Here is a 20128-nt window from a genome sequence, read left to right as displayed (position 1 = left end):
CGCCCCGCACAGGGGCAACGCCAATAGACCACTAACCAAGCAAGTAAAGGCCAACACCGTAGGTAAACAACCGAAAAGCGAAGGTAAATCACCGCCTCGCCCCGGCCCCTGCCAGAGCAGCCTGCGCCCGCATCAACCACTCCCGGTTATGCTCCCGCGCGTGACGCGGCCAATGCCGTGCATCTTGAGCGATCTCGGCATACAGACTATTAGCCCGTTGGCGATCCAACTCATCCCCTTGTGCCGCGAGCCAATCGGCAAACAAACACCGCGGAGCGGCATCACTGGCACAGGCAAGCGCCTGCTCAAAAGCGGCCCGCGCCGCGGGCGAACCAAGCGCAGCGAGCGTCCGCGCGTACAACAGAGCAGATTCAGGCTGCTGCCGAGCCTGCGAATTAGCCGCAAACAACCGCCCGAGGCTGGCATCCGCAGCAGCATACTGCCCAACAGCAAACTGAGCCTTGGCCATCCCCAACAGCAAAGCAGGATCGGTAGCAAAAGGCCCATTCGCAGCCGCCTGATAATGCTCGAGCGCTTCATCCGGCTGACCGGCCTCAAGCAAAGCCGCCCCCAACCGCATCCGATGCTCGACAGTAGGCGCCCGATCGAAGTTAACCCGCGCCTCGCGCACAGCACGATTAGGATCCACCAACTGCGTAATAGCCCGCGAGGCAGCCCGAGCCCCCCGCGACTGCCGCAGGCTCGGCAAATAGATCGCAAACAGATACACGAGACTGCCGAGCAGCGGAAAAGCGAACAGCAGCAACAGCCAGTACATGTTCTGCTGAGTACGCACCACGTGCACTGCAAAGAACAGCGCAACAATGACGTGAAGACCGATTCCGAAAAATGACATATTGATTCGACTTGAGGCCCAGGGCGAAGCGATAAACGGCCGCGCCGGACGAAGACGCGCAGCCACCACGGGGACGCGGAGAAGATCGACGCCCCTCGACGGAACGCAATCCGTCGATTTGCTGCATTGCAGAGCCCATAGTCTACCGAAGACCGGGTAGAGCGATGTTTCGACCGGTGTGCGGGGTCCGCCGAACCCCTGCGCAGGCCCGCCAAACGGCCTATCCCGTTCGGGGGAACGACGCGGACTCGCGCGTGGCGTAAAATACGCGCTTTCCCGAAACTCTCGCCAACATGACGCTCTCCTCCACACTTGAGATCATCGCCGAACTGAAAGCCGGTCGGATGGTGATACTCGTCGACGAAGAAGACCGCGAAAACGAGGGCGACCTCGTGATCGCCGCCGAATTCGTCACGCCGGAAGCGATCAACTTCATGGCCCGCTACGGCCGGGGGCTCGTCTGCCTGACGCTCACCCAGGAACGCTGCAAGCTGCTGAACCTGCCGCTCATGACGTACCGCAACGGCACGCAATACGGCACGGCGTTCACCGTCAGTATCGAGGCGGCTGAAGGCGTCACCACGGGCATTTCGGCGGCGGACCGCGCCCGCACGATCCTCGCCGCCGTCGCGCACGACGCGCGGGCCGAGCATATCGTGCAGCCCGGTCACGTGTTCCCGATCATGGCGCAGCCCGGCGGCGTGCTGGTGCGCGCCGGCCACACCGAAGCCGGCTGCGATTTCACGGCGCTGGCGGGGCTCACGCCTGCGGCGGTGATCTGCGAGATCATCAAGGACGACGGCACGATGGCGCGCCTGCCCGACCTGATGGAGTTCGCGCAGGAGCACGGCCTGAAGATCGGCACCATCGCCGACCTGATTCACTACCGCAGCCGCACCGAATCGATCGTGGAGCGGATCTGCGAGCGCACCATGCAGACCGCGCACGGCCCGTTCCGCGCGGTCATGTACCTCGACCAGCCGAGCGGCCAGCCGCACATCGCACTGGTGCGCGGCACGCCCACGCCGGAGCAGGACACGCCGGTGCGGGTGCATGAGCCGCTCTCGGTACTGGACCTGCTCGAAGTCAGCACGTCCACCCACTCGTGGACGCTGGACGCCGCCATGAAAGAAATCGCGGAACGCGAGCTCGGCGTGGTCGTGCTGCTGAACTGCGGCGATTCGAAAGATCACCTGATCGACGTCTTCAAGGCGTTCGATTCGAAAGACAGGGCCGACGCACTCAAGCGCCGCCCGGTCGACTTCAAGACCTACGGCATCGGCGCGCAGATCCTGCGCGAACTGGGTGTCGGCAAGATGCAGGTGCTGTCGAACCCGCGCAAGCTGGGCAGCATGTCGGGCTACGGTCTCGAAGTCACCGGCTTCGTGCCGATGCCGGGCTGCCCTGCCCAGACGCCGCAAACGCCTTGACCGGCGCCCGCGGCGCAAAGCTGATCCGACCATTCACGCGCATTAGCGCTTACTCAAACAACACTACGGACTGACTATGGAAATCGGACAATACCAACCGAATCTCGACGGCGACGGCCTGCGTATCGGCATCGTTCAGGCGCGCTTTAACGAGCCCGTCTGCAACGGCCTCGCGGATTCGTGCATCGAAGAACTCGAACGCCTCGGCGTCACCGGTGAAGACGTGCTGCTCGTCACCGTGCCGGGCGCGCTGGAAATCCCGCTGGCGCTGCAAAAGCTCGCCGAAAGCGCCCAGTTCGACGCGCTGATCGCGCTCGGCGCGGTGATTCGCGGCGAGACGTACCACTTTGAACTGGTGTCGAACGAAAGCGGCGCCGGCATCACGCGCATCGGCCTCGACTTCGGCATTCCCGTCGCCAACGCGGTGCTGACCACCGAAAACGACGAGCAAGCCGTCGCGCGCATGACCGAAAAAGGTCGTGACGCCGCTCGCGTGGCCGTCGAAATGGCTAACCTCGCGGTCGCGCTCGAGCAACTCGGCGGCGACGACGAAGAGGAAGACGAGGACGACGAAGAGGAACAGGCATGAAGAGCGCTCGCCGACGTTCCCGCGAACTGGCCACGCAGGGGCTGTATCAGTGGCTGCTGTCGGGCGCGCCCGGCGGCGAGATCGACGCGCAGTTGCGCGGCGCGCAGGGCTTCGACAAGGCGGATCACGAGCACCTGGACGCGCTGCTGCACGGCGTGATCCGAGACTCGGAAGCGCTGTCGGCCGACATCGCGCCGTGCCTCGACCGTCCCATCGACCAGCTTTCGCCGGTCGAACGGGCGGTGCTGCTCGTCGCGGCATTCGAGCTGAAGAATCACGTCGACATTCCGTACCGCGTGGTGATCAACGAAGCCGTCGAACTCGCCAAGACGTTTGGCGGCGCGGATGGCTACAAGTACGTGAACGGCGTGCTGGACAAGCTGGCGGCGCAACTGCGCGCCGACGAAACACAGGCGGCCCGCAAGCGCTAGGCGGTCGCACGCGGACCGGCCCGCCTGGCGACGCGCTGCGGGCAATCTTCCGCAGCGTGTCGCTCCGGCGGCGGGCGGTCGGGGTCGCCCCGGTTGCGCTGCGCCACGCCGGATCGGGCCGGACCCAGCCGGACTGCGCCGCACCGGGCACCAGATGCACCAGATGCGCCAAGCCCTTGAAACTGCACTTACTGTACTGACTGTATGAACTCCGTGACCGAACCATTGGTGCGGCTTGCTGCGCGTGTCGACGCCATCCAGCCTTTCTACGTGATGGAACTGGCGAAGGAAGCCGCCCTGCTGGAGCGAGAGGGGCGCGACATCATCCACATGGGCATCGGCGAGCCCGATTTCACCGCCCCCGAGCCGGTCATCGAAGCTGCCGCGAGCGCGCTGCGCCGCGGCGTCACCCAGTACACCAGTGCGCTCGGACTGCACGCATTGCGCGAGGCGATTGCGGGACACTACGCGCAGGCCTACGGCATTCGCGTCGATCCGGCGCGCATCGTGGTCACCGCCGGCGCTTCGGCCGCGCTCTTGCTCGCGTGCGCAGCGCTGGTCGACCGTGACGATGAAGTGCTGATGCCCGATCCCTGCTATCCGTGCAACCGGCACTTCGTCGCCGCCGCGGAAGGCAAGCCGGTGCTGGTGCCGAGCGGCCCGGCCGGGCGCTTCCAGCTGACCGCCGCGGATGTCGAGCGTCTCTGGAACGAACGTACGCGCGGCGTGCTGCTCGCGTCGCCGTCGAACCCCACCGGTACCTCCATCGAACCGGCGGAATTGAAGCGCATCGTCGAAGCGGTCCGCGCGCGCGGCGGCTTCACGATCGTCGACGAAATCTATCAGGGCTTGAGCTACGACGCGCCGCCCGTCTCCGCGCTGTCGTTCGGCGAGGACGTGATCACCGTCAACAGCTTCTCGAAGTACTTCAACATGACAGGCTGGCGGCTCGGCTGGCTGGTGGTGCCGCCGTCGCTGGTGGGCGCGTTCGAGAAGCTCGCGCAGAACCTGTTCATCTGCGCCTCGGCGCTTGCGCAGCACGCGGCACTCGCCTGCTTCGAAGCGGACACGCTTGCGATCTACGAAGCGCGCCGCCTCGAGTTCAAACGGCGCCGCGATTTCATCGCCCCGGCGCTCGAATCGCTCGGCTTTTCAGTACCGGTGATGCCGGACGGCGCCTTCTATGTGTACGCGGATTGCAGCCGGGTCGCCCACGCGGCCGCCGGCGACAGCGCCGCGCTCACCCAAGCCATGCTGCACGACGCAGGTGTGGTGCTGGTGCCGGGCATGGACTTCGGCAATCATGCGCCGCGCTCGTATATCCGCTTGTCGTATGCAACCGCGTATTCGAAGCTCGAAGAGGCGGTCGAGCGTTTGCATGGGTTCTTTGGGCGCTGAGCGGATCCAGGCGGGACTGAACCGGACGAACGGCCCAGCGGCGCGTTCGCCAAGCAACACGAGCACGCCGCCAAAAACAAAAAACTTCGACGCATGAAAAAAGGCACCCTTGGGTGCCTTTCCTATTTGTCCTGCCGGTGCTACGCACGACCTTTACCGCGATGCCGCTGCCGCCATTCAGGCGCCCAGCTCCGAGGTCGAAGCATGCTTGGTCGCCGTGCTGGCGTCGTCCTGTTCCGGCGCCTTCACCGGGGTGGTCGCGGTCAGCGGATGCGCCGCATCGAGCGTCACCTGGACACGCTTGACCGGTGCCGCTCCGCTAGCCGGCGCCGCCACCGACGCAGTAGTCGTGACCGGCGCTTGCGGTGCGTTGATCGGCACCTTGCGGCCACGTGCCACGTCGCGCAGACGGCCACGTTCGGCCATCACCTTCGCGCCATAACCGCCGTCGTCCTGCGTGGTCGAGCCCACATAGAGACGCAGGCCGCCCGGCAATGTACCGCCGCGAGCGATGCAGTCCTTCAGCACGAGCGCCCCAACCTTGATGTTGGCAAGCGGATCGAGCGCGGCGCTTTCGCCGCCGAAATACTGGAATTTGTCCGAGTGCACCTTCGACATGACCTGCATCAGGCCCTGCGCCCCCACGCCGCTTTCGGCATACGGGTTGAAGCCCGATTCGATCGCCATCACGGAGAGCAGCAGCAGCGGATCGAGTCCGACTTCACGGCCGGTATCGAACGCCGCCTTGACGAGTTCGCTCACCGGTTCCTGGGCGACGCGATAGCGCCGCGCCAGATAGGACGCCACCAGATCCTGCTCGCGGGTGGAGACCAGCACGCGGTCGTCGCGGGCGTCGGCCGCCACACGTTGCGAAGGAATCAGACGCGCCAGCGCGCTGATGCTTTGCACGGAATGCGGGTCGAGCGCGTTGAACGCCGTGACGCCGAGACCGCTCGTGCCACTGCCGTCAAAGGCGCCGTCATAGCTCGTGTTGCTGGTTGCGCCATTGCTGGCGTCGCTGCCGGCCGCATTGGCGGACAGCGAATCGTCGGACGACACCCCGTTGGAGGGCGCGAACGACGGCAGCGGGTTGCCCTGCAACAGACGGGCGGGGCCGGCCTGCACAGCGGCAGAAATGACCGGCATCAGCTTGGCAGCCAGCGTACCGCGCCAGGTGGGCATCAGCCACAGCGCGAGCGCCAGCAGGATGGCGGAACCGCCAACAATGCTGAACAGATGATGACTCATACGCGTACCGCGACGCAAAACACCGCGCATGGCTTGCGCAAGTTTCTCGTCGGGACGCCACGTTAACCAGGCGTTCATTCAGATCTCCCATCTTGCATGATCTGCGAACCCCACCGGTCGAGCCGGCATCAAAACACGTTCGCAGAGTCAAGACGTCGCGTGCTCTGGTTAGGGCAGCAGCGGCGTCGGGAATACGGCATAACCGTCGGTGGGGAGCCATCTCGGAACTGCTCGGCGCCGTGCCTAAAAAGCACGCACGCAAAGGCTCCCACGCGAAAAACCAGCGTCAGGTCGCGCTGGCGAGGACTGCAAAAAAGGCCGTCAAATACCGTGCAGGGGGGTCGGTAAGCGGTGACGCGTTGCGTCGTAAGGACCGGGGGGCGGTGGTAAAAACGTTCACGCCCTGCAACCAATGTGGACGGATTCTAGCAGGGTTTAATAGATCGTCAACACTATAGAACCGCAAATGTATAACTAATTGTAATAACGAACAGTGTTCAGCAGGTGGAAACCCGCGCGCTGCGCGCCTCTCAGGTCAGTTACAGATTCGCGCCGTAACGTGCGCTAACCAACGCAGGTAAAATCGACAATCGTTCATGCGCGCCGCCTGGCTGTCGCGCCCCACTTTCCCGCCGCGCTGCGCGGCTCTGTATCCGGACCAGATGAAATACAAAGACCTGCGCGACTTCGTCGGCCGTCTCGAGACGCTAGGCGAACTACGCCGTATCCCACAAAACGTCTCGCCCGTCCTGGAAATGACCGAGCTATGCGACCGCGTGCTGCGCGCTGGCGGCCCGGCATTGCTGTTTGAGAGCCGGCAGAGCCATGCGTTCCCGGTGCTCGGCAACCTGTTCGGCACGCCGCGGCGCGTCGCGCTCGGCATGGGGATCGAAAGCGGCGAGCAGGACGGCGATAGCGGCGCGCTGGAGTCGCTGCGCGACGTCGGCCGCCTGTTGTCGGCCCTGAAAGAGCCGGAGCCGCCCAAGGGCCTCAGGGACGCCGGCAAGCTGATCTCGCTCGCCAAGGCGGTCTGGGACATGGCGCCCAAGACGGTGAGCGCCCCGCCCTGCCAGGAAATCGTCTGGGAAGGCGCCGACGTGGACCTCGCGAAGCTGCCGATCCAGACCTGCTGGCCCGGCGACGCAGGGCCGTTGATTACATGGGGCCTGACGGTCACGCGCGGCCCGAACAAGAGCCGCCAAAACCTCGGCATTTACCGCCAGCAACTGATCGGCCGTAACAAACTCATCATGCGCTGGCTCGCGCATCGCGGCGGCGCGCTCGATTTCCGCGAGTTCGCGCTGCAGAACCCGGGCAAGCCGTACCCGGTCGCGGTCGTGCTCGGCGCCGACCCGGCCACCATCCTCGGCGCGGTCACGCCGGTGCCCGACACGCTCTCCGAATACCAGTTCGCGGGCCTGTTGCGCGGCGCCCGGACCGAACTCGCGAAGTGCATCACGCCGGGCGTCGACACGCTGCAGGTGCCGGCACGCGCGGAGATCGTTCTGGAAGGCTTCATCTATCCGCAGGAAGGCGTCCCCGCGCCTGCGCCGGCCGGCGCGCCGCCACGGCCTACAAAAGGAGCAAGCGCCGCATACGAACACGCGCTCGAAGGTCCTTATGGCGATCACACCGGCTACTACAACGAACAGGAGTGGTTTCCGGTGTTCACCGTCGAGCGGATCACGATGCGCCGCGACGCGATCTACCATTCCACCTACACGGGCAAACCGCCTGACGAGCCCGCCGTGCTGGGCGTCGCGCTCAACGAAGTGTTCGTGCCGCTGTTACAGAAGCAGTTTGCCGAGATCACGGATTTCTATCTGCCGCCCGAAGGTTGCAGCTACCGGATGGCAATCGTGCAGATGAAGAAAAGCTACCCCGGACATGCCAAACGGGTGATGTTCGGCGTGTGGAGTTTCTTGCGACAATTCATGTACACGAAGTTCATCGTCGTGGTGGACGAGGACGTGAATATTCGCGACTGGAAAGAAGTGATCTGGGCCATCACCACGCGGATCGATCCGGTACGCGATACGGTGCTGGTCGACCGTACGCCGATCGACTATCTGGATTTCGCCTCGCCGGTCGCGGGACTCGGTTCGAAGATGGGCCTCGACGCCACCAACAAATGGCCAGGCGAAACCGATCGCGAATGGGGCCGTCCGATCGAGATGGACGCCGCGGTGAAACGGCGCGTCGATACGTTGTGGACAGAGTTGGGCCTGTAGTTTCAGCCCGGAATTCAGCCCAGAAACTGCGCCAGCCGCGCCAGATCCACATTGCCGCCGCTGAGCAGCACGCCAACCCGCTTGCCCTGCACCGGTACGATGCCGCTCATCACCGCGGCGGCGGCGAGGCAACCGGTCGGCTCCACAACGATCTTCATGCGCTGCGCGAAAAAGCGCATCGTCTCGATCAACTGGGCATCCGTCACCGTCACCACCTGTTCCACCAGACGCTGGATGATCGGAAAGGTGTACAGCCCCAGATGCGTTGCCGCTGCGCCATCCGCGATGGTGTGCGGCACTTCGATATGCACAATCTCGCCACGCGCCAGCGACTGCTGGCCGTCGTTGCCGGCCTCCGGCTCGACGCCGATCACCTTGCAGTCGGGGCTTAACTCGGCCGCCGCCAGCGCGCTGCCGGCGAGTAATCCACCACCGCCCAGACACACGAACAGCAGATCGAGCGGACCGGTTTGCGCGAGCAGTTCCGTCACGGCCGTCCCCTGCCCGGCGATCACATGCGGATGGTCATACGGCGGAATCAGCGTCATGCCGCGCTCGCGCGCGAGCCGCTGGCCGATCGCTTCGCGATTTTCCTTGTAGCGGTCGTAGATGATCACTTCGCCGCCGTAGCCTTGCGTCGCGGCCACCTTTGCGGCGGGCGCGTCGTGCGGCATGACGATCGTCGCGCGCATGCCCTCGAGTTGCGCCGACAGCGCGATGGCCTGGGCATGGTTGCCCGATGAAAAAGTCACGACGCCGGCATCCCGCTGCGCATAGTCGAAGTGCGACAGCGCGTTATAGGCGCCGCGAAACTTGAACGCGCCCATGCGCTGGAAATTCTCGCATTTGAAGTAGATCGACGCACCGGTGCGTTCATTGGCCGTGCTGGACGTGAGGACCGGCGTGCGATGAGCGACACCCTCGAGACGCGCAGCGGCATCGACGACGTCGACATAGGTGGGAGCGGGGAGCACTGGCATCGGCGGGGTACTCCAAAGCAGGGAAAGAAGAAGGCATTCTCCCAGCTTGGTCCGCAAAACGAAAACGGCGTAACGCGGCAATCAAGCCTGCGTTACGCCGTTGCGATCCCTCATGCGCTGCGGTTCAGGTGACTGACACCTGCCACTCACCCGCAGCGCGTGTCGCATGCGCGACGATTAGCGGCGATAGTAGCCGTGCCCGTAGTAACCGTGGCCGTAATACCCGTGCCCGTAATAGCCGCGGTGGTAGTACGGACCGCGATAGCCGTAGTAGCCATAACCACCGCCCACCACGACAACCGGCGGCGCATAGACGACCGGCGGAGGCGGCGGTGCGTAATACACCGGCGGCGGTGCGGCATAAACCGGATAAGCCGGCGCCACCGGAATGCCGATCCCGATACCGACGGACACGTGCGCCTGCGCAGCGGTGGCGAGCCCCACACCCAGTGCAGCGGCAACAACAAACGGAATGATCTTTTTCATTTTCTTCTCCAAGCGCGGCCGGATGACCGTGTCGCATGACCATGCATGCTATGGAATTCAATGTATCGAAAAAGGATCGGCACTGCTGTGGACATTTGTTGCAAATTGCAATCGGTGTATAGACGCTGAAATACGCGGCAATCTCTGACTCCACGCCTGGCAGCCGCGCTGTCTCGAAAACTAAGGGTTTGCGCGCGGCCATAGCGTCCGCGGAGCGCGACTTTACCGGCTAGCGGAACGCGGGAGCGCCGCGACCGGTAATCTTTAATTACAAATTCACTTCAATCTATGCCGCACTGAAGGCTGGTCGAAACACGGCAATCTGCGAGCCGCGCCGTAAACGCAAAATGCCCGGCGCAACGGCCGGGCATTTCTTACCCTTTGAGGGACAAATCTTCAACCCACTTTTACATAGGTGAATTCGCGGGTCACATTCGGTGGCACGTAGGCCCCGCTGATCTTGACACGTGGCGTGAGGCGCTTTTTTTGATCCCACCAGCGGCGGCGCTGCGAATGAGTCAAGAACCGCAAGTGCTTTCGGTAAGAAAAGATGCTCATAGTGACCTCCCGAATCTGACTGCGAGACAGAAAAAATGCCAACAGCAAACCCACACTTCTTCGACCAAATTCATTCTGAGCAGTTTCCGGGCCTACAGGGGTCGCGCGGGCGGATGACCCGTCGTGCGCACCATACGGCGCAGAAATTGATCTGAGGAAACGGCCGTCGCGGCGCACCTCGTCCCACCCGCTCGGCCGGGATCCGGCCCCCGGCTCGCGAGCGCTTATTGAATGCGCGATACTCCAGCTTTCCGTTCACATTCATTGTGCCGCCCGGAGCAGGAACCATGTCCCAGTCCTCCTTGCCGCGTCTTGGCTTCATCGGCGCGGGGCGCCTTGCGCGTTGCCTTGCGCTCGGCTTCACCCAGGCCGGCTATCCGGTCACGGCCATTGCCAGCCGCACGCTGGAATCGGCCCGCCGGCTCGCCGGCCAGATCGACCAGTGCGCGGCGTACGACGACCCGCAACAGGTCGTCGACGCCGCCGATATCGTCTTTCTATCGGTTCCCGACGACAGCATCGGTACGACGGCGAACACTTTGCGCTTCAATTGCGCGCCTGGTTCGCCCGACTCTCCCGATGCACCCGCCTCGGCCGGGCGTCTGCGCGCGCTGGTTCATTGCAGCGGCGCCTCGCCGGTGGAACTGCTCGCGCCGGCACAGTCGCAGGGCGCGTCGATCGGTGGTTTTCACCCACTGTACCTGTTTAGCGGCGATCCCGCAGATACGGAGCGGATCGGCGGCTGCTCGATCACCATCGAGGCCGACGGCGCGCTCAAGGAGGCCCTCACGGCACTCGCCGTGGCGCTGCGCTGCCATCCGCTGTCGATTCCGCCGGGCGGCCGCATGCTCTACCACGGCGCAGCCCACTACGCGGCGAGCTTTGCGCTGTGCAGCCTCGCCGAATGCGTGGCGCTCTGGCGCACCCTCGGTTTTGCCGAAGAGGACGCGTTGCGCGCGCTCTTGCCGATGCTGTCCGGCACGCTTCAAACGGCCCGCGACCGAGGCTTGCCTGGCGCGCTCGCCGGCCCGATCTCGCGCGGCGACACGGGCGTCGTGCGCAAGCAGCTTGCGCTGTTCGAAGGACTGGGCGGCGACCACGCGGCGCTATACGGCCTGATGAGCCGGCGTGCGGTTGCACTCGCGCGCCGGCGCGCCACGCCGCCGGCCACGATCGACGCCATCGCGGACGCTGTCGAAGAATCGCTCGCGCGTTCGCTGAATCAGGCGCCGGCGGGTACTAGCGTCAAGTAAGCCGTGATAATGTGACGACCGGCGCAGCGCGCAATCCGCTTGCGCCTCGCTCCGGGACCAACCGACGAGAACGCATAATGATCAAGGTCAGCATCCTCTATCCGTACCGCGAAAACGGCACATTCGACGTGGACTATTACTGCGGCACGCACATGCCGCTGGCGGCCAGGCTGTTCGGGGCAATGCTCAAAGGCTGGTCGGTGGATATCGGCATCAATGCCGGGCCGCCGGGCACGCCGCCGCCCTACGTCGCGGCCGGGCATTTCCTGTTCGACACGATTGAGGCGTTCTACACGGTCTTCAAGCCGGCCTCCGAGACCCTGCTTGCCGACATCCCGAACTACACCGACGGCGGCAACGGCTCGATCCTGATCAGCGAGATCAAGGTCACGGTCTAGCTCGATTTGCATTGGACAGCGCGGCTTCGGCTTCAGCCGTGGCGGCGCAGCGGATGGCAACGCGCACAGTACGCGAACTTATGAACACGCCGGCGTGCCCATCGGGGCGAGCCGGCGCCCGGCGTCCGATTCCCATCGGACGCTACCCTGAAGGAAAGGACCTGAGATGTTCGGCGATATCGCCCGTTTTCTGCTCAATACCGTTTTCACGCTGTTCGGCGCGGCGCTGCTGTTGCGCGCATGGCTGCAAGTCGTCCGCCTGCCGCCGTATAACCCGGTCTCGAACGCCGTGCTGCACGCCACCAACTGGATCGTGCTGCCGCTGCGCCGCATCGTGCCCAGTACCCGCAGCATCGATTGGGCGAGCATCCTCGCCGCGCTGATCGCCGCCGTCGTCTATGTCGTGCTGATGGTGGCCGTCACCGGCGTCGATCCGCTCGCGCTGTGGCCAACCTTGCTGATCGTCGCGCTGCTGACGGTGGTCAAGTGGGGGCTCAACCTGATCATCTGGTTGACCATCCTGATGGCGCTGCTGTCGTGGCTCAATCCGCGCTCGCCGGCTATGCCGATTCTGTTTCAGCTCACTGCGCCGTTTCTGAATCCGCTGCGCCGCGTGGTGCCGAATCTCGGCGGCATCGACCTGTCGCCGATCCTGTTGTTCGTGATCGTCCAGGTGCTGTTGATGATCGTCACCCGGGCCGCCGTGCAACTGACGTACTTCGTCATCTGAGTTGTCGTCGTCATGACGCGGTCGCCGACACCGTCCCCGTCGAAACCGCCGCCGCAAGACTGCCCGGCACGGTCGCCAGCAGATGGTCCGCGAGGCGGCCCGCGCGTTCGCGCTCGTCGGCGCTCAGACGCGCCGCCACCCGCGCTTCGACGATCCGCGTCGCCTGCGCGTACACACTGAACCCGGGCTCGGCGGCGAAGCTCGCCTGTGCGCGTCTGAGCCAGGCATCGCCCAACGCCCGGTCCAGCGTCATGCCCTCGCCGGTCAGATAGCGAACGCCAAGTTCGTACTGCATCATCGCATCGCCCAGCAGGGCCTGGTTCAAACACGACAGCGCGGCCCACTCGGCCTCGGCCCCCACGCCTGGCCGCACGGGGACGCTGTTGTTGCCGCTCGTGTCGCTCGCGTGGCCCGTGCCGCCGGTGCCGCCCGACGACGATGCGTCGTCCATCAGCCAATGCGCCTCGCTCGCGCTCAAACCCTGCACGTCGCCCGTGGCCAGCGCGCGCAGAGCCAACGCGATCTCCGACGTATCGGCTCCCTTCGCCGCAGCCTTGCGATGCCAGCTCAGCGCGACCCCATCGTCATGCGGCACGCCGGCGCCCATTTCGTAGAGCCGCGCGATGTCGCTGGCGGCCCAGCTCTCGCCACCGGCCGCGGCTTTCTCGAACCACGCGCGGCTCGCCGTCGCATCCGCCGCGACGCCGCGTCCGGACAGATAGGCCGCGCCCACCATCTCCTTGCCTTCCGGACCGCCGTTTGCCGCACGGCTCGCCCATTCGAACGCCTCGCGCTCATCGCGCTCGCCACCGAGTCCGGTGAGCAGATGCCACGCGAGCGAACCCTGCGCCGAGACGTCGCCTTGCTCCGCGGCCTTGCGGAACCAGTACACGGCCGCGCCGTAGTCGACGGGAACACCGTTGCCCAGATCGTAGGCGTCGCCCAGCATGGACTCGTAGCGGGCTTCGCCATGGCTCGCGAGACGCCACATCCAGTAAGCGCGGGTACTGGCGTCCACGCCCGCCAGATGTCGGTCCAACACCAGAATGCGCGTGGCCGGGAGATCGCCGTTGCGCGCGGCGGCGGAACACCAGCGCGTCGCCGTCGAGACGTCGCGCGGCACATCGACGCCATCCAGATACACCCCGCACAGGGCCGCTTGCGACACCGACTGGTTCGCTTGCGCGCCGCGCGTGAACCAGTCGAGCGCCACGCCGCGATCGGGCGTCACGCCCTGACCGTTCCAGTAGAGACGGCCCAATGCGAGGTAGGCCGGAGCGTAATGCTGCGCGGCCGACTTCTGCATCCACGCCACGCCGGCACTAACGTCTCCCGCCTGCTTGCGATCGACCAGATGGCCGCCGAACAGAAGCTGCGCCTGTGGGTCGCCGGCTTGCGCCGCCGCGCCGAGATACTGCTCGCCGAGCGCGACATCGCGCGGCACGTTGACGCCGGTCAGATACTCCCAGCCGACGGCGCGCGCGGCATCGACGCTTCCCAAATCCGCCGCCTTGCGATACCAGGCGACGGCCTCGCGTTTATCCGCCGCCACACCATCGCCTTTGAACAGCAGCGAGCCGACCATCACGCTCGCCTCGCGGTTACCGCGCTCGGCGCCGACGCGCGCGAGCCGGTAGGCGGCGGCGTAATCGCGCGGTGTGCCTGTGCCGCTGTACGCGAAAGAAGCAAGATTGAAATCGGCCACCGCCAGTCCCTGCGCGGCCGCTTTCTCGTACCAGGTTTTTGCTTCGACGAGGTTCTGCGGCTCGCCCTCGCCATGCTGCAGCATCGTGCCAAGATCGTTCTGCGCCTCGGCCACGCCGGCGTCCGCCGCCCCGCGCATCCAGCCGATCGCCGCCGCCGGATCCTTCGGACCGCCACGACCGTTGCGATACTCGAACGCCAGACCGAACTGCGCGCGCGGATCGCCTTCGAGCGCGGCCTTGCGATACCAGGCGCGGGCAGTCGCATCGTTGCGCGCCACGCCGATGCCGCTCGCGTACAGGTCGCCGAGCCGACGCTGCGCGTAGGTCACGCCACTGTGCGCGGCGCTCGACATCAGCGCGAAACCCCGTTTCGGGTCGCGCGGCAGTCCCGTGCCGCTCAGGTAGAGATCGCCCAGCAGGGCCTGCGCGTCGACGTGATGCTGGGCCGCCGCGGCGCTCACCCACGCGCTGCCCTTCGTCACGTCTTGCGCGACGCCGTTGCCTTGCAGCAAGGCGAGTCCGAGCATGAACTCGCCATCCGCGTCGCCGCCCGCCGCGCTGCGCGTGAACCATACGACCGCGCCCGCGGCGTCGCGCGCCACGCCCTGGCCATTCATCATCAGACGGCCGGCGTTGGCCGCGCCGTGCGGGTCGCCGTGCTCCGCGGCGCGTGCGAACAGGGCGTAGGCCGCGGCGTTATCGACCGGTGCGCCTTCGCCGCTGTAGTTCATCAAACCGAGCGTGTCTGCCGCAAAACCGTCGCCGCCGTCCGCCGCGAGCGCAAGCCAGCGACGCGCCGTCGCGTAGTCCTGCGGCACCCGCAGACCCTGCCGGTAGAGCGTGCCGAGCAACCGCCCTGCGACGCCGGAGCCGTCGCGCGCGGCGTCTTCAAGCAGCGCGAGGCCGCGCTCGGTGTCGGGCCGCGTAGCCACGCCGAACAGGATCATCTGCGCATAGAGCGCCCGTGCATCGAGACGGCCGGTGGCCGCTTCGGCAGCGCAGGTCGCCAGTAGTTGCGCCGGTTTGGCGAGCGGCGAAACGGCCCATGCGGCGTACGTGCTCGATAGTGCGCATGGGGTCGTGGGATCGCTGAACGCGGCGAGCGGCGCGCGCGTTGTGATCGACGGTGTGCCTGGGGTCTGGGATAGCAGCCATGTTGCGTGGCTGGCGGTGGCGGAGGTGCCAACGGTGCTGGCGGCCGGTATGGCGCCGGCGTCGAGCGCAGACAGCGCCGGCAGGGCGACCATGAGACAGACGTAAAGCCGGTGCAGAACGGGCCGGCGCAGCGCGAGGCCGCGCGAACGGCCGATAGTGTGATTCATTCGATCTCGTGGGAGGGGTCCCGTCCAAACGGCAACCGGCACACGATTCAGTGCCAACCCAAGAGTATCGGCACGCCGCGAAAAAACTTGATGGCTTGCAACGGCAGGTAAGGACGCTGCGCGAGATGCAGCGCGCAGCGGCTTGCGCCACCGCCTTTATATAACGACGGCGACGCGATCAGGTCACGCCTCGCTTATTGCGGCGACACCTGACCATAGGCGACAGCGCTGTTGCTCGACGTGTGCAGCGAGTAGAGGATCGTGCGCTGGTACAGCGAGCTGGACTGGATCGGCAGGAACACAATCGCTGCGCTCCCCGAAAGCGTCACGTTCGGCGTTTGGCATGACGTATTCGTGCCGGTGGTGACGTTCAGCGTGTAGAGATTCTGGTTGGACCCGGCAGTAGCCAACAGCATCGTGCCGGAGACCGGGCAGTTGCTCAGCGTGCCGGAAACCGCGCCGCTGCTGCTGATCGTGATGGACGAATTGGTTTCCGCCCACGTGCCCACCACCGTGGCTTGGGTCACCGCAAGCGCATTCGCCGGGTCGTAGGTCCAGCCGATGTTCACCGTATTGCTGCCTTCGACGTAGCTGCCGTTGAACGCCTGATTGCCCGTGAAAGTCCCCGAGCCCGACGTTGCCGCCGTGTAGATATTCAGGTTGAACAGGCCGCCCGACGTCAATGTCCAGGCCGAACTGCCCGGCGTGATGACACCGAAGAACTCCTGCATGACGGTCGTACCCAGCACGCTCAGGTACGACAGATTGTTTTGCGGATCGACGAAGGCCGTGGTCTTGTTGACGCTGGACGTGACCGACCAGATCCCTTCCACGCCGTTGCCGGTTGCCGCGGTCGAGCCGGCTTGCGGGCTGCTCAGACTCGGCAGTTGCTCGCCGGTCACGGTCGGTGTGGAAGCCGGCGAGTTCGCTGCCGGTGCGCTCGCCGTCGACGGTGACGACGCGCTGGTGGCGGCAGTCGGCGACGCATTGGAACCCCCGCCCCCGCCGCAAGCCGCCAGAACCAGCGATGCAAGCAGGGACAACGTCAGTGTTGCTTTGTTTTTCATATCTGTTTGTTTTATTGGGCCGGTGCGGCCTCTCAAGTCCGCGATCGCATGCCGTTAGTTAGATTGACCTCGATGGTTTGCTGCCAGCACGTATTCCGTGAATTACTCCAGGTATCCGCTTGACAGATGCACATCTATGCGGATTGGTGTAATAAATTGAAATGGTGCTATGGAGGTATACGGCTGGATTTCTTCTGGCTTTAATATTCTTGTGTGCGAAATCTTTGAGATTTTTGGTGAGGCGTTGTTATTGTGGGGTTTGGTTTGAATGCATAAATTAAGCTGTAGCGCAAGGTGTGGCGTGCTTTGGCGAGGAACGCGCTTCTCGTCGCACACGTATGCGCTTTAGATAACTTTTTGATTTACCTTCTATCACGCGCCATCAAGGTATTAACGGACGAACGAGATCGTTCAATGCAATGGATAGTTAGTTGCATTGGCGGTGTATTCGTATCGGTTATAAGAGCGAGATCTGAACACGATTCGTAGTCGTTGAATTGCTAGTTAATTCAGGGAGTTATAGAAAACGAATCGCGCCGGGGCCGCTAACGGCGGCCGGCCCGCAAGCTGCTGTTGACAACACCTGCACGTTTCCGCACCACAGCGTCTACGAGACGCCAGCGAACCAACCGCTTCGGCCCCACGTTACACCCCGCCTACCCAGGCCCGATTTGCCTAAACGACCCAAACCCGCGTAAAATAGCGCGCTCTGCGGGCGTCGTATAATGGTAATACCCTAGCTTCCCAAGCTAGAGCCGTGGGTTCGATTCCCATCGCCCGCTCCACATTCAGCTGACCGTCAGCGGAATTCCAGCACGAGAGCCGCCTCCACGAAGGCGGCTTTTTCGTACTGAGGGCGGTAATGTAGGGCATCGCTGCTGTCGCGCCTTCCGGTGCACGCTGCGCCGCTCCTGCCGCCCTCACTCTTGCCGCTACCTTTGTAGCCATCGAAGATGATCCACGATCCGAACCAAGCCGGCCAGCGAGGCGAGCCCTCCCACACCGCCGAAGACGCGAACCTCGCCCCGTCCACGCCGCAAGCCGAAGACAGCAACGAAGCCAACGCAACAAGCGAGTCGACCGATCCGAAAGAAGCCCTGCGTTTGCGCCGCATCCGCAGCTTCGTCACGCGCGCCGGGCGTGTCTCGACCGGCCAGCGTCGTGCGATGGACGAGTTCGGTCCGCGCTTCGTGCTGCCCTACACGCCGCAGCAGCCCGACTGGGACACGTTGTTCGGCCGGCAGGCGCCGCGCGTGCTGGAAATCGGCTTCGGCATGGGTGCGACGACGGCTGAAATCGCCGCGCATCGCCCGGGCGACGATTTCCTCGGCGTCGAAGTCCACGAGCCGGGCGTCGGCGCTTTGCTCAAGCTGATGGGCGAGCAGTCACTGTCGAACATCCGCATCATCCAGCACGACGCGGTTGAAGTGCTGGAGCAGATGATCGCGCCGGACAGCCTCGACGGCGTGCACATCTTTTTTCCCGATCCGTGGCACAAGGCGCGGCATCACAAGCGCCGTCTGATTCAGCCGAAGTTCGTCGCGCTGCTGGTATCGCGGCTGAAGCCGGGCGCGTATCTTCACTGCGCGACGGACTGGCAGAACTACGCCGAACAGATGCTCGAAGTGCTGGGCGCGGACCCCGCGCTCGAAAACACCGCCGACGGCTATGCGCCCCGCCCGGAGTACCGTCCGGTGACGAAATTCGAGCGCCGCGGCCTGCGGCTCGGCCACGGTGTCTGGGATCTGGTCTTCAAGCGGCGCAACGGCAGTTAAGTACTCGCGCGTTGACCATCAACGTCAAAAGGTCCGCACTCACGCGGACCTTTTTGTTTCCGGCTCAAGGGGTTCAGGAACGATCGCGTTACTCCGACCAGTCCAGCGCGTCGCTATATCCCAGCAGCAGGATCAGCAAGCCGAAGGCGATCCGATACCACGCGAACACCGTGAAGTCATGCGCCGCGATGTAGCGCAGCAACCAGCGCACGCAAGCGAACGCACTGACGAACGCGGCGACGAAACCCAGCGTGAACAGCCCCAGCGCATCCGCGGATAGCAGACGCCAGCCGCGATACAGTTCGAAGGCCGTCGCGCCGAAGATAATCGGCATGGCGAGGAAAAAGGAAAACTCGGTGGCCACGCGCCGCTCGAGGCCGAACAGCATGCCGCCGATGATGGTCGAACCGGAGCGCGACATGCCCGGAATCAGCGCGAAGCACTGCGCCAGACCCACCTTCAGCGCATCGAGCGGGCTCAGGGCATCCACCGACTCCACGCGCGGCGGCGCAACACCGCGAGCGCGCTGCCGCGCCTCCGCCCACAGGATCGCGAGACCGCCCACCACCAGCGCATAGGCAACCGGCAGCGGCGAAAACAGTTCGGCCTTGATGGCCTTTTCGAACAGCAGACCGAGGACGACCGCTGGAATCGTCGCGATCGCCACATTGAGCGCAAAACGCCGTGCATCGGGCCGCGAAGGCAAACCGGTAAGGACGCTGCCGATCCGCCGGCGATACTCCCAGCACACGGCCAGAATCGCGCCGAGCTGGATGACCACATCGAAGGTCTTGGCGTGATCGCCGGTGAAGTCGATCAGACTGCCCGCGACGATCAAATGGCCCGTACTCGATAACGGCAAAAATTCCGTCAGGCCTTCGACGACCCCGAGTATCAGCGCCTTGCCAGCCAGTAACCAGTCCATCCATCCCCCTCATCGCCAACGGTTGTCGAATCAGGGCTGGTCCCGCCTGCAACGCGCGGCCCTGGCGGCCGCGCGCGCGTCATTTCTCGACGATCTGCACGCGTATGCCGTTTGTAAGGATGGTGATTGTACCGGGTTCGTAGTTCACGCCCGCAAATTGCAGCTGTTCGGGCTTGAAAGTGTAGATGGGATAGTTGGTCAGCAACTGCGTGGCGAGCAGCGCCGCGGCGGCGTTGATCTGCTGCGTGTAGGCCTGGGCGCCGCCGCTGACATTGACGCTGTCGACGTTCGGTGACTTCAGCACCACGGACTTGCTCGCCTCGTCATAGGCGAGTTCGCTCGACAACGTGAACACGCCATCCACCGGCTGGCGCAGGAAGGGGCTCGCGAGATGCGCATCGAGCCGCACCGAAACGCGGTTGGTATCCGGCAGGAAGCCGACGACGGGGTTGGTCAGCGCAACGTCGAAGACCTGCGAAATCGTGCGCTGATACGGGAATTTGCGTTGCACGGCGTCCTGCACCTGCTGCTGCGAGAACGTGTAATGCGACGGGATGAACGGAAAGGTCGACGCCGCGCAAGCCGCCAGCGACAGCGTGATGGCCGCGGCCGCACTGGCCGCGAGCAGGAATCGGCGCCGGGTCGGCGCAACGGGTTGAGTCATGCACATTCTCCTGTTGAAACGGCCCCGTTGCGGGGATCGAACCATAGTTGTCAGTGAACGCGGCAGCAGGGTAAGCGGCAC

General features: G+C 64.6%; 18 protein-coding genes and 1 tRNA gene. 10 read left to right on the top strand and 9 right to left on the bottom strand.

What is annotated here, in order from left to right:
* Positions 1-88: 88 nt before the first annotated feature.
* Positions 89-856: a tetratricopeptide repeat protein gene (locus P3T42_RS23560; protein WP_074300530.1), complete on the bottom strand. Its 768-nt coding sequence runs from the start codon at positions 854-856 to the stop codon at positions 89-91.
* Between the two features lie 293 nt (positions 857-1149).
* Between P3T42_RS23560 and ribBA the strand changes: the two genes are divergently transcribed.
* From ribBA to P3T42_RS23540, 4 genes are all read left to right on the top strand, one after another.
* Positions 1150-2286: a bifunctional 3,4-dihydroxy-2-butanone-4-phosphate synthase/GTP cyclohydrolase II gene (gene ribBA, locus P3T42_RS23555; protein ID WP_074300531.1), complete on the top strand. Its 1137-nt coding sequence runs from the start codon at positions 1150-1152 to the stop codon at positions 2284-2286.
* 76 nt (positions 2287-2362) lie between these two features.
* Complete coding sequence (ribH, locus tag P3T42_RS23550; RefSeq protein WP_074300532.1) at positions 2363-2875, top strand: 6,7-dimethyl-8-ribityllumazine synthase; 513 nt, start codon at positions 2363-2365, stop codon at positions 2873-2875.
* Positions 2872-3306 carry a transcription antitermination factor NusB gene (gene nusB, locus P3T42_RS23545; protein ID WP_074300533.1) on the top strand — a complete coding sequence of 145 codons (435 nt, stop codon included), beginning with the start codon at positions 2872-2874 and terminating at the stop codon, positions 3304-3306. The genes ribH and nusB overlap by 4 nt, the downstream gene beginning before the upstream one ends.
* Before the next feature lie 204 nt (positions 3307-3510).
* Entirely contained in the window at positions 3511-4704 is a 1194-nt protein-coding gene (locus tag P3T42_RS23540) for a pyridoxal phosphate-dependent aminotransferase (protein WP_429307390.1), read from the top strand.
* Positions 4705-4881: 177 nt separating this feature from the next.
* On the opposite strand, the gene P3T42_RS23535 is transcribed toward P3T42_RS23540, so the two are convergent.
* Positions 4882-6030, bottom strand: a complete 1149-nt coding sequence (locus tag P3T42_RS23535; RefSeq protein WP_074300536.1) for a lytic transglycosylase domain-containing protein — start codon at positions 6028-6030, stop codon at positions 4882-4884.
* Between the two features lie 584 nt (positions 6031-6614).
* Here P3T42_RS23535 and P3T42_RS23530 point away from each other — a divergent pair.
* Entirely contained in the window at positions 6615-8183 is a 1569-nt protein-coding gene (locus P3T42_RS23530; protein ID WP_429307389.1) for a UbiD family decarboxylase, read from the top strand.
* 14 nt (positions 8184-8197) lie between these two features.
* On the opposite strand, the gene P3T42_RS23525 is transcribed toward P3T42_RS23530, so the two are convergent.
* From P3T42_RS23525 to P3T42_RS23515, 3 genes are all read right to left on the bottom strand, one after another.
* Positions 8198-9163: a threo-3-hydroxy-L-aspartate ammonia-lyase gene (locus P3T42_RS23525; RefSeq protein WP_074300537.1), complete on the bottom strand. Its 966-nt coding sequence runs from the start codon at positions 9161-9163 to the stop codon at positions 8198-8200.
* A gap of 177 nt (positions 9164-9340) precedes the next feature.
* A complete protein-coding gene (locus P3T42_RS23520; protein WP_074300538.1) occupies positions 9341-9649 on the bottom strand; it encodes a hypothetical protein in 309 nt (102 codons plus the stop codon).
* Between the two features lie 396 nt (positions 9650-10045).
* Positions 10046-10207 carry a hypothetical protein gene (locus P3T42_RS23515; protein WP_171029713.1) on the bottom strand — a complete coding sequence of 54 codons (162 nt, stop codon included), beginning with the start codon at positions 10205-10207 and terminating at the stop codon, positions 10046-10048.
* Between the two features lie 287 nt (positions 10208-10494).
* Here P3T42_RS23515 and P3T42_RS23510 point away from each other — a divergent pair, with 287 nt between their 5' ends.
* The 3 genes from P3T42_RS23510 (at position 10495) to P3T42_RS23500 (ending at position 12588) form a co-directional block, all read left to right on the top strand.
* Positions 10495-11460 (top strand): Rossmann-like and DUF2520 domain-containing protein, encoded by a 966-nt coding sequence (locus P3T42_RS23510; protein ID WP_429307388.1) that lies wholly within the window; start codon positions 10495-10497, stop codon positions 11458-11460.
* A gap of 77 nt (positions 11461-11537) precedes the next feature.
* Positions 11538-11858: an EthD family reductase gene (locus P3T42_RS23505; protein WP_429307387.1), complete on the top strand. Its 321-nt coding sequence runs from the start codon at positions 11538-11540 to the stop codon at positions 11856-11858.
* A 166-nt stretch (positions 11859-12024) separates the two neighbouring features.
* The gene (locus tag P3T42_RS23500; protein WP_074300542.1) at positions 12025-12588 is read left to right on the top strand and encodes a YggT family protein; all 564 of its coding nucleotides are present in this window, start codon (positions 12025-12027) and stop codon (positions 12586-12588) included.
* Positions 12589-12598: 10 nt separating this feature from the next.
* Here P3T42_RS23500 and P3T42_RS23495 read toward each other — a convergent pair whose 3' ends face one another.
* Positions 12599-15616: an SEL1-like repeat protein gene (locus P3T42_RS23495; RefSeq protein WP_429307386.1), complete on the bottom strand. Its 3018-nt coding sequence runs from the start codon at positions 15614-15616 to the stop codon at positions 12599-12601.
* Between the two features lie 194 nt (positions 15617-15810).
* Positions 15811-16683, bottom strand: a complete 873-nt coding sequence (locus P3T42_RS23490; protein WP_429307385.1) for a hypothetical protein — start codon at positions 16681-16683, stop codon at positions 15811-15813.
* A 711-nt stretch (positions 16684-17394) separates the two neighbouring features.
* Between P3T42_RS23490 and P3T42_RS23485 the strand changes: the two genes are divergently transcribed.
* Both P3T42_RS23485 and trmB read left to right on the top strand, forming a co-directional pair.
* Positions 17395-17468, top strand: a tRNA-Gly gene (locus tag P3T42_RS23485).
* A 168-nt stretch (positions 17469-17636) separates the two neighbouring features.
* On the top strand, positions 17637-18458 hold the full coding sequence (trmB, locus tag P3T42_RS23480; protein ID WP_429307384.1) for a tRNA (guanosine(46)-N7)-methyltransferase TrmB: 822 nt from the start codon (positions 17637-17639) through the stop codon (positions 18456-18458).
* 88 nt (positions 18459-18546) lie between these two features.
* On the opposite strand, the gene P3T42_RS23475 is transcribed toward trmB, so the two are convergent.
* Together P3T42_RS23475 and P3T42_RS23470 are read right to left on the bottom strand one after the other, a co-directional pair.
* A complete protein-coding gene (locus P3T42_RS23475; protein WP_429307383.1) occupies positions 18547-19383 on the bottom strand; it encodes an undecaprenyl-diphosphate phosphatase in 837 nt (278 codons plus the stop codon).
* A gap of 79 nt (positions 19384-19462) precedes the next feature.
* Positions 19463-20047, bottom strand: a complete 585-nt coding sequence (locus P3T42_RS23470) for a DUF1439 domain-containing protein (RefSeq protein WP_429307382.1) — start codon at positions 20045-20047, stop codon at positions 19463-19465.
* Positions 20048-20128: the final 81 nt, after the last annotated feature.

Origin of the sequence: Paraburkholderia sp. GAS38 (assembly GCF_050434965.1) — a bacterium.
Classification (GTDB): Bacteria; Pseudomonadota; Gammaproteobacteria; order Burkholderiales; family Burkholderiaceae; genus Paraburkholderia; species Paraburkholderia phenazinium_A.
Note: the sequence above shows the minus strand (reverse complement) of the source record. Positions and strands in the feature narration are given on the sequence as shown.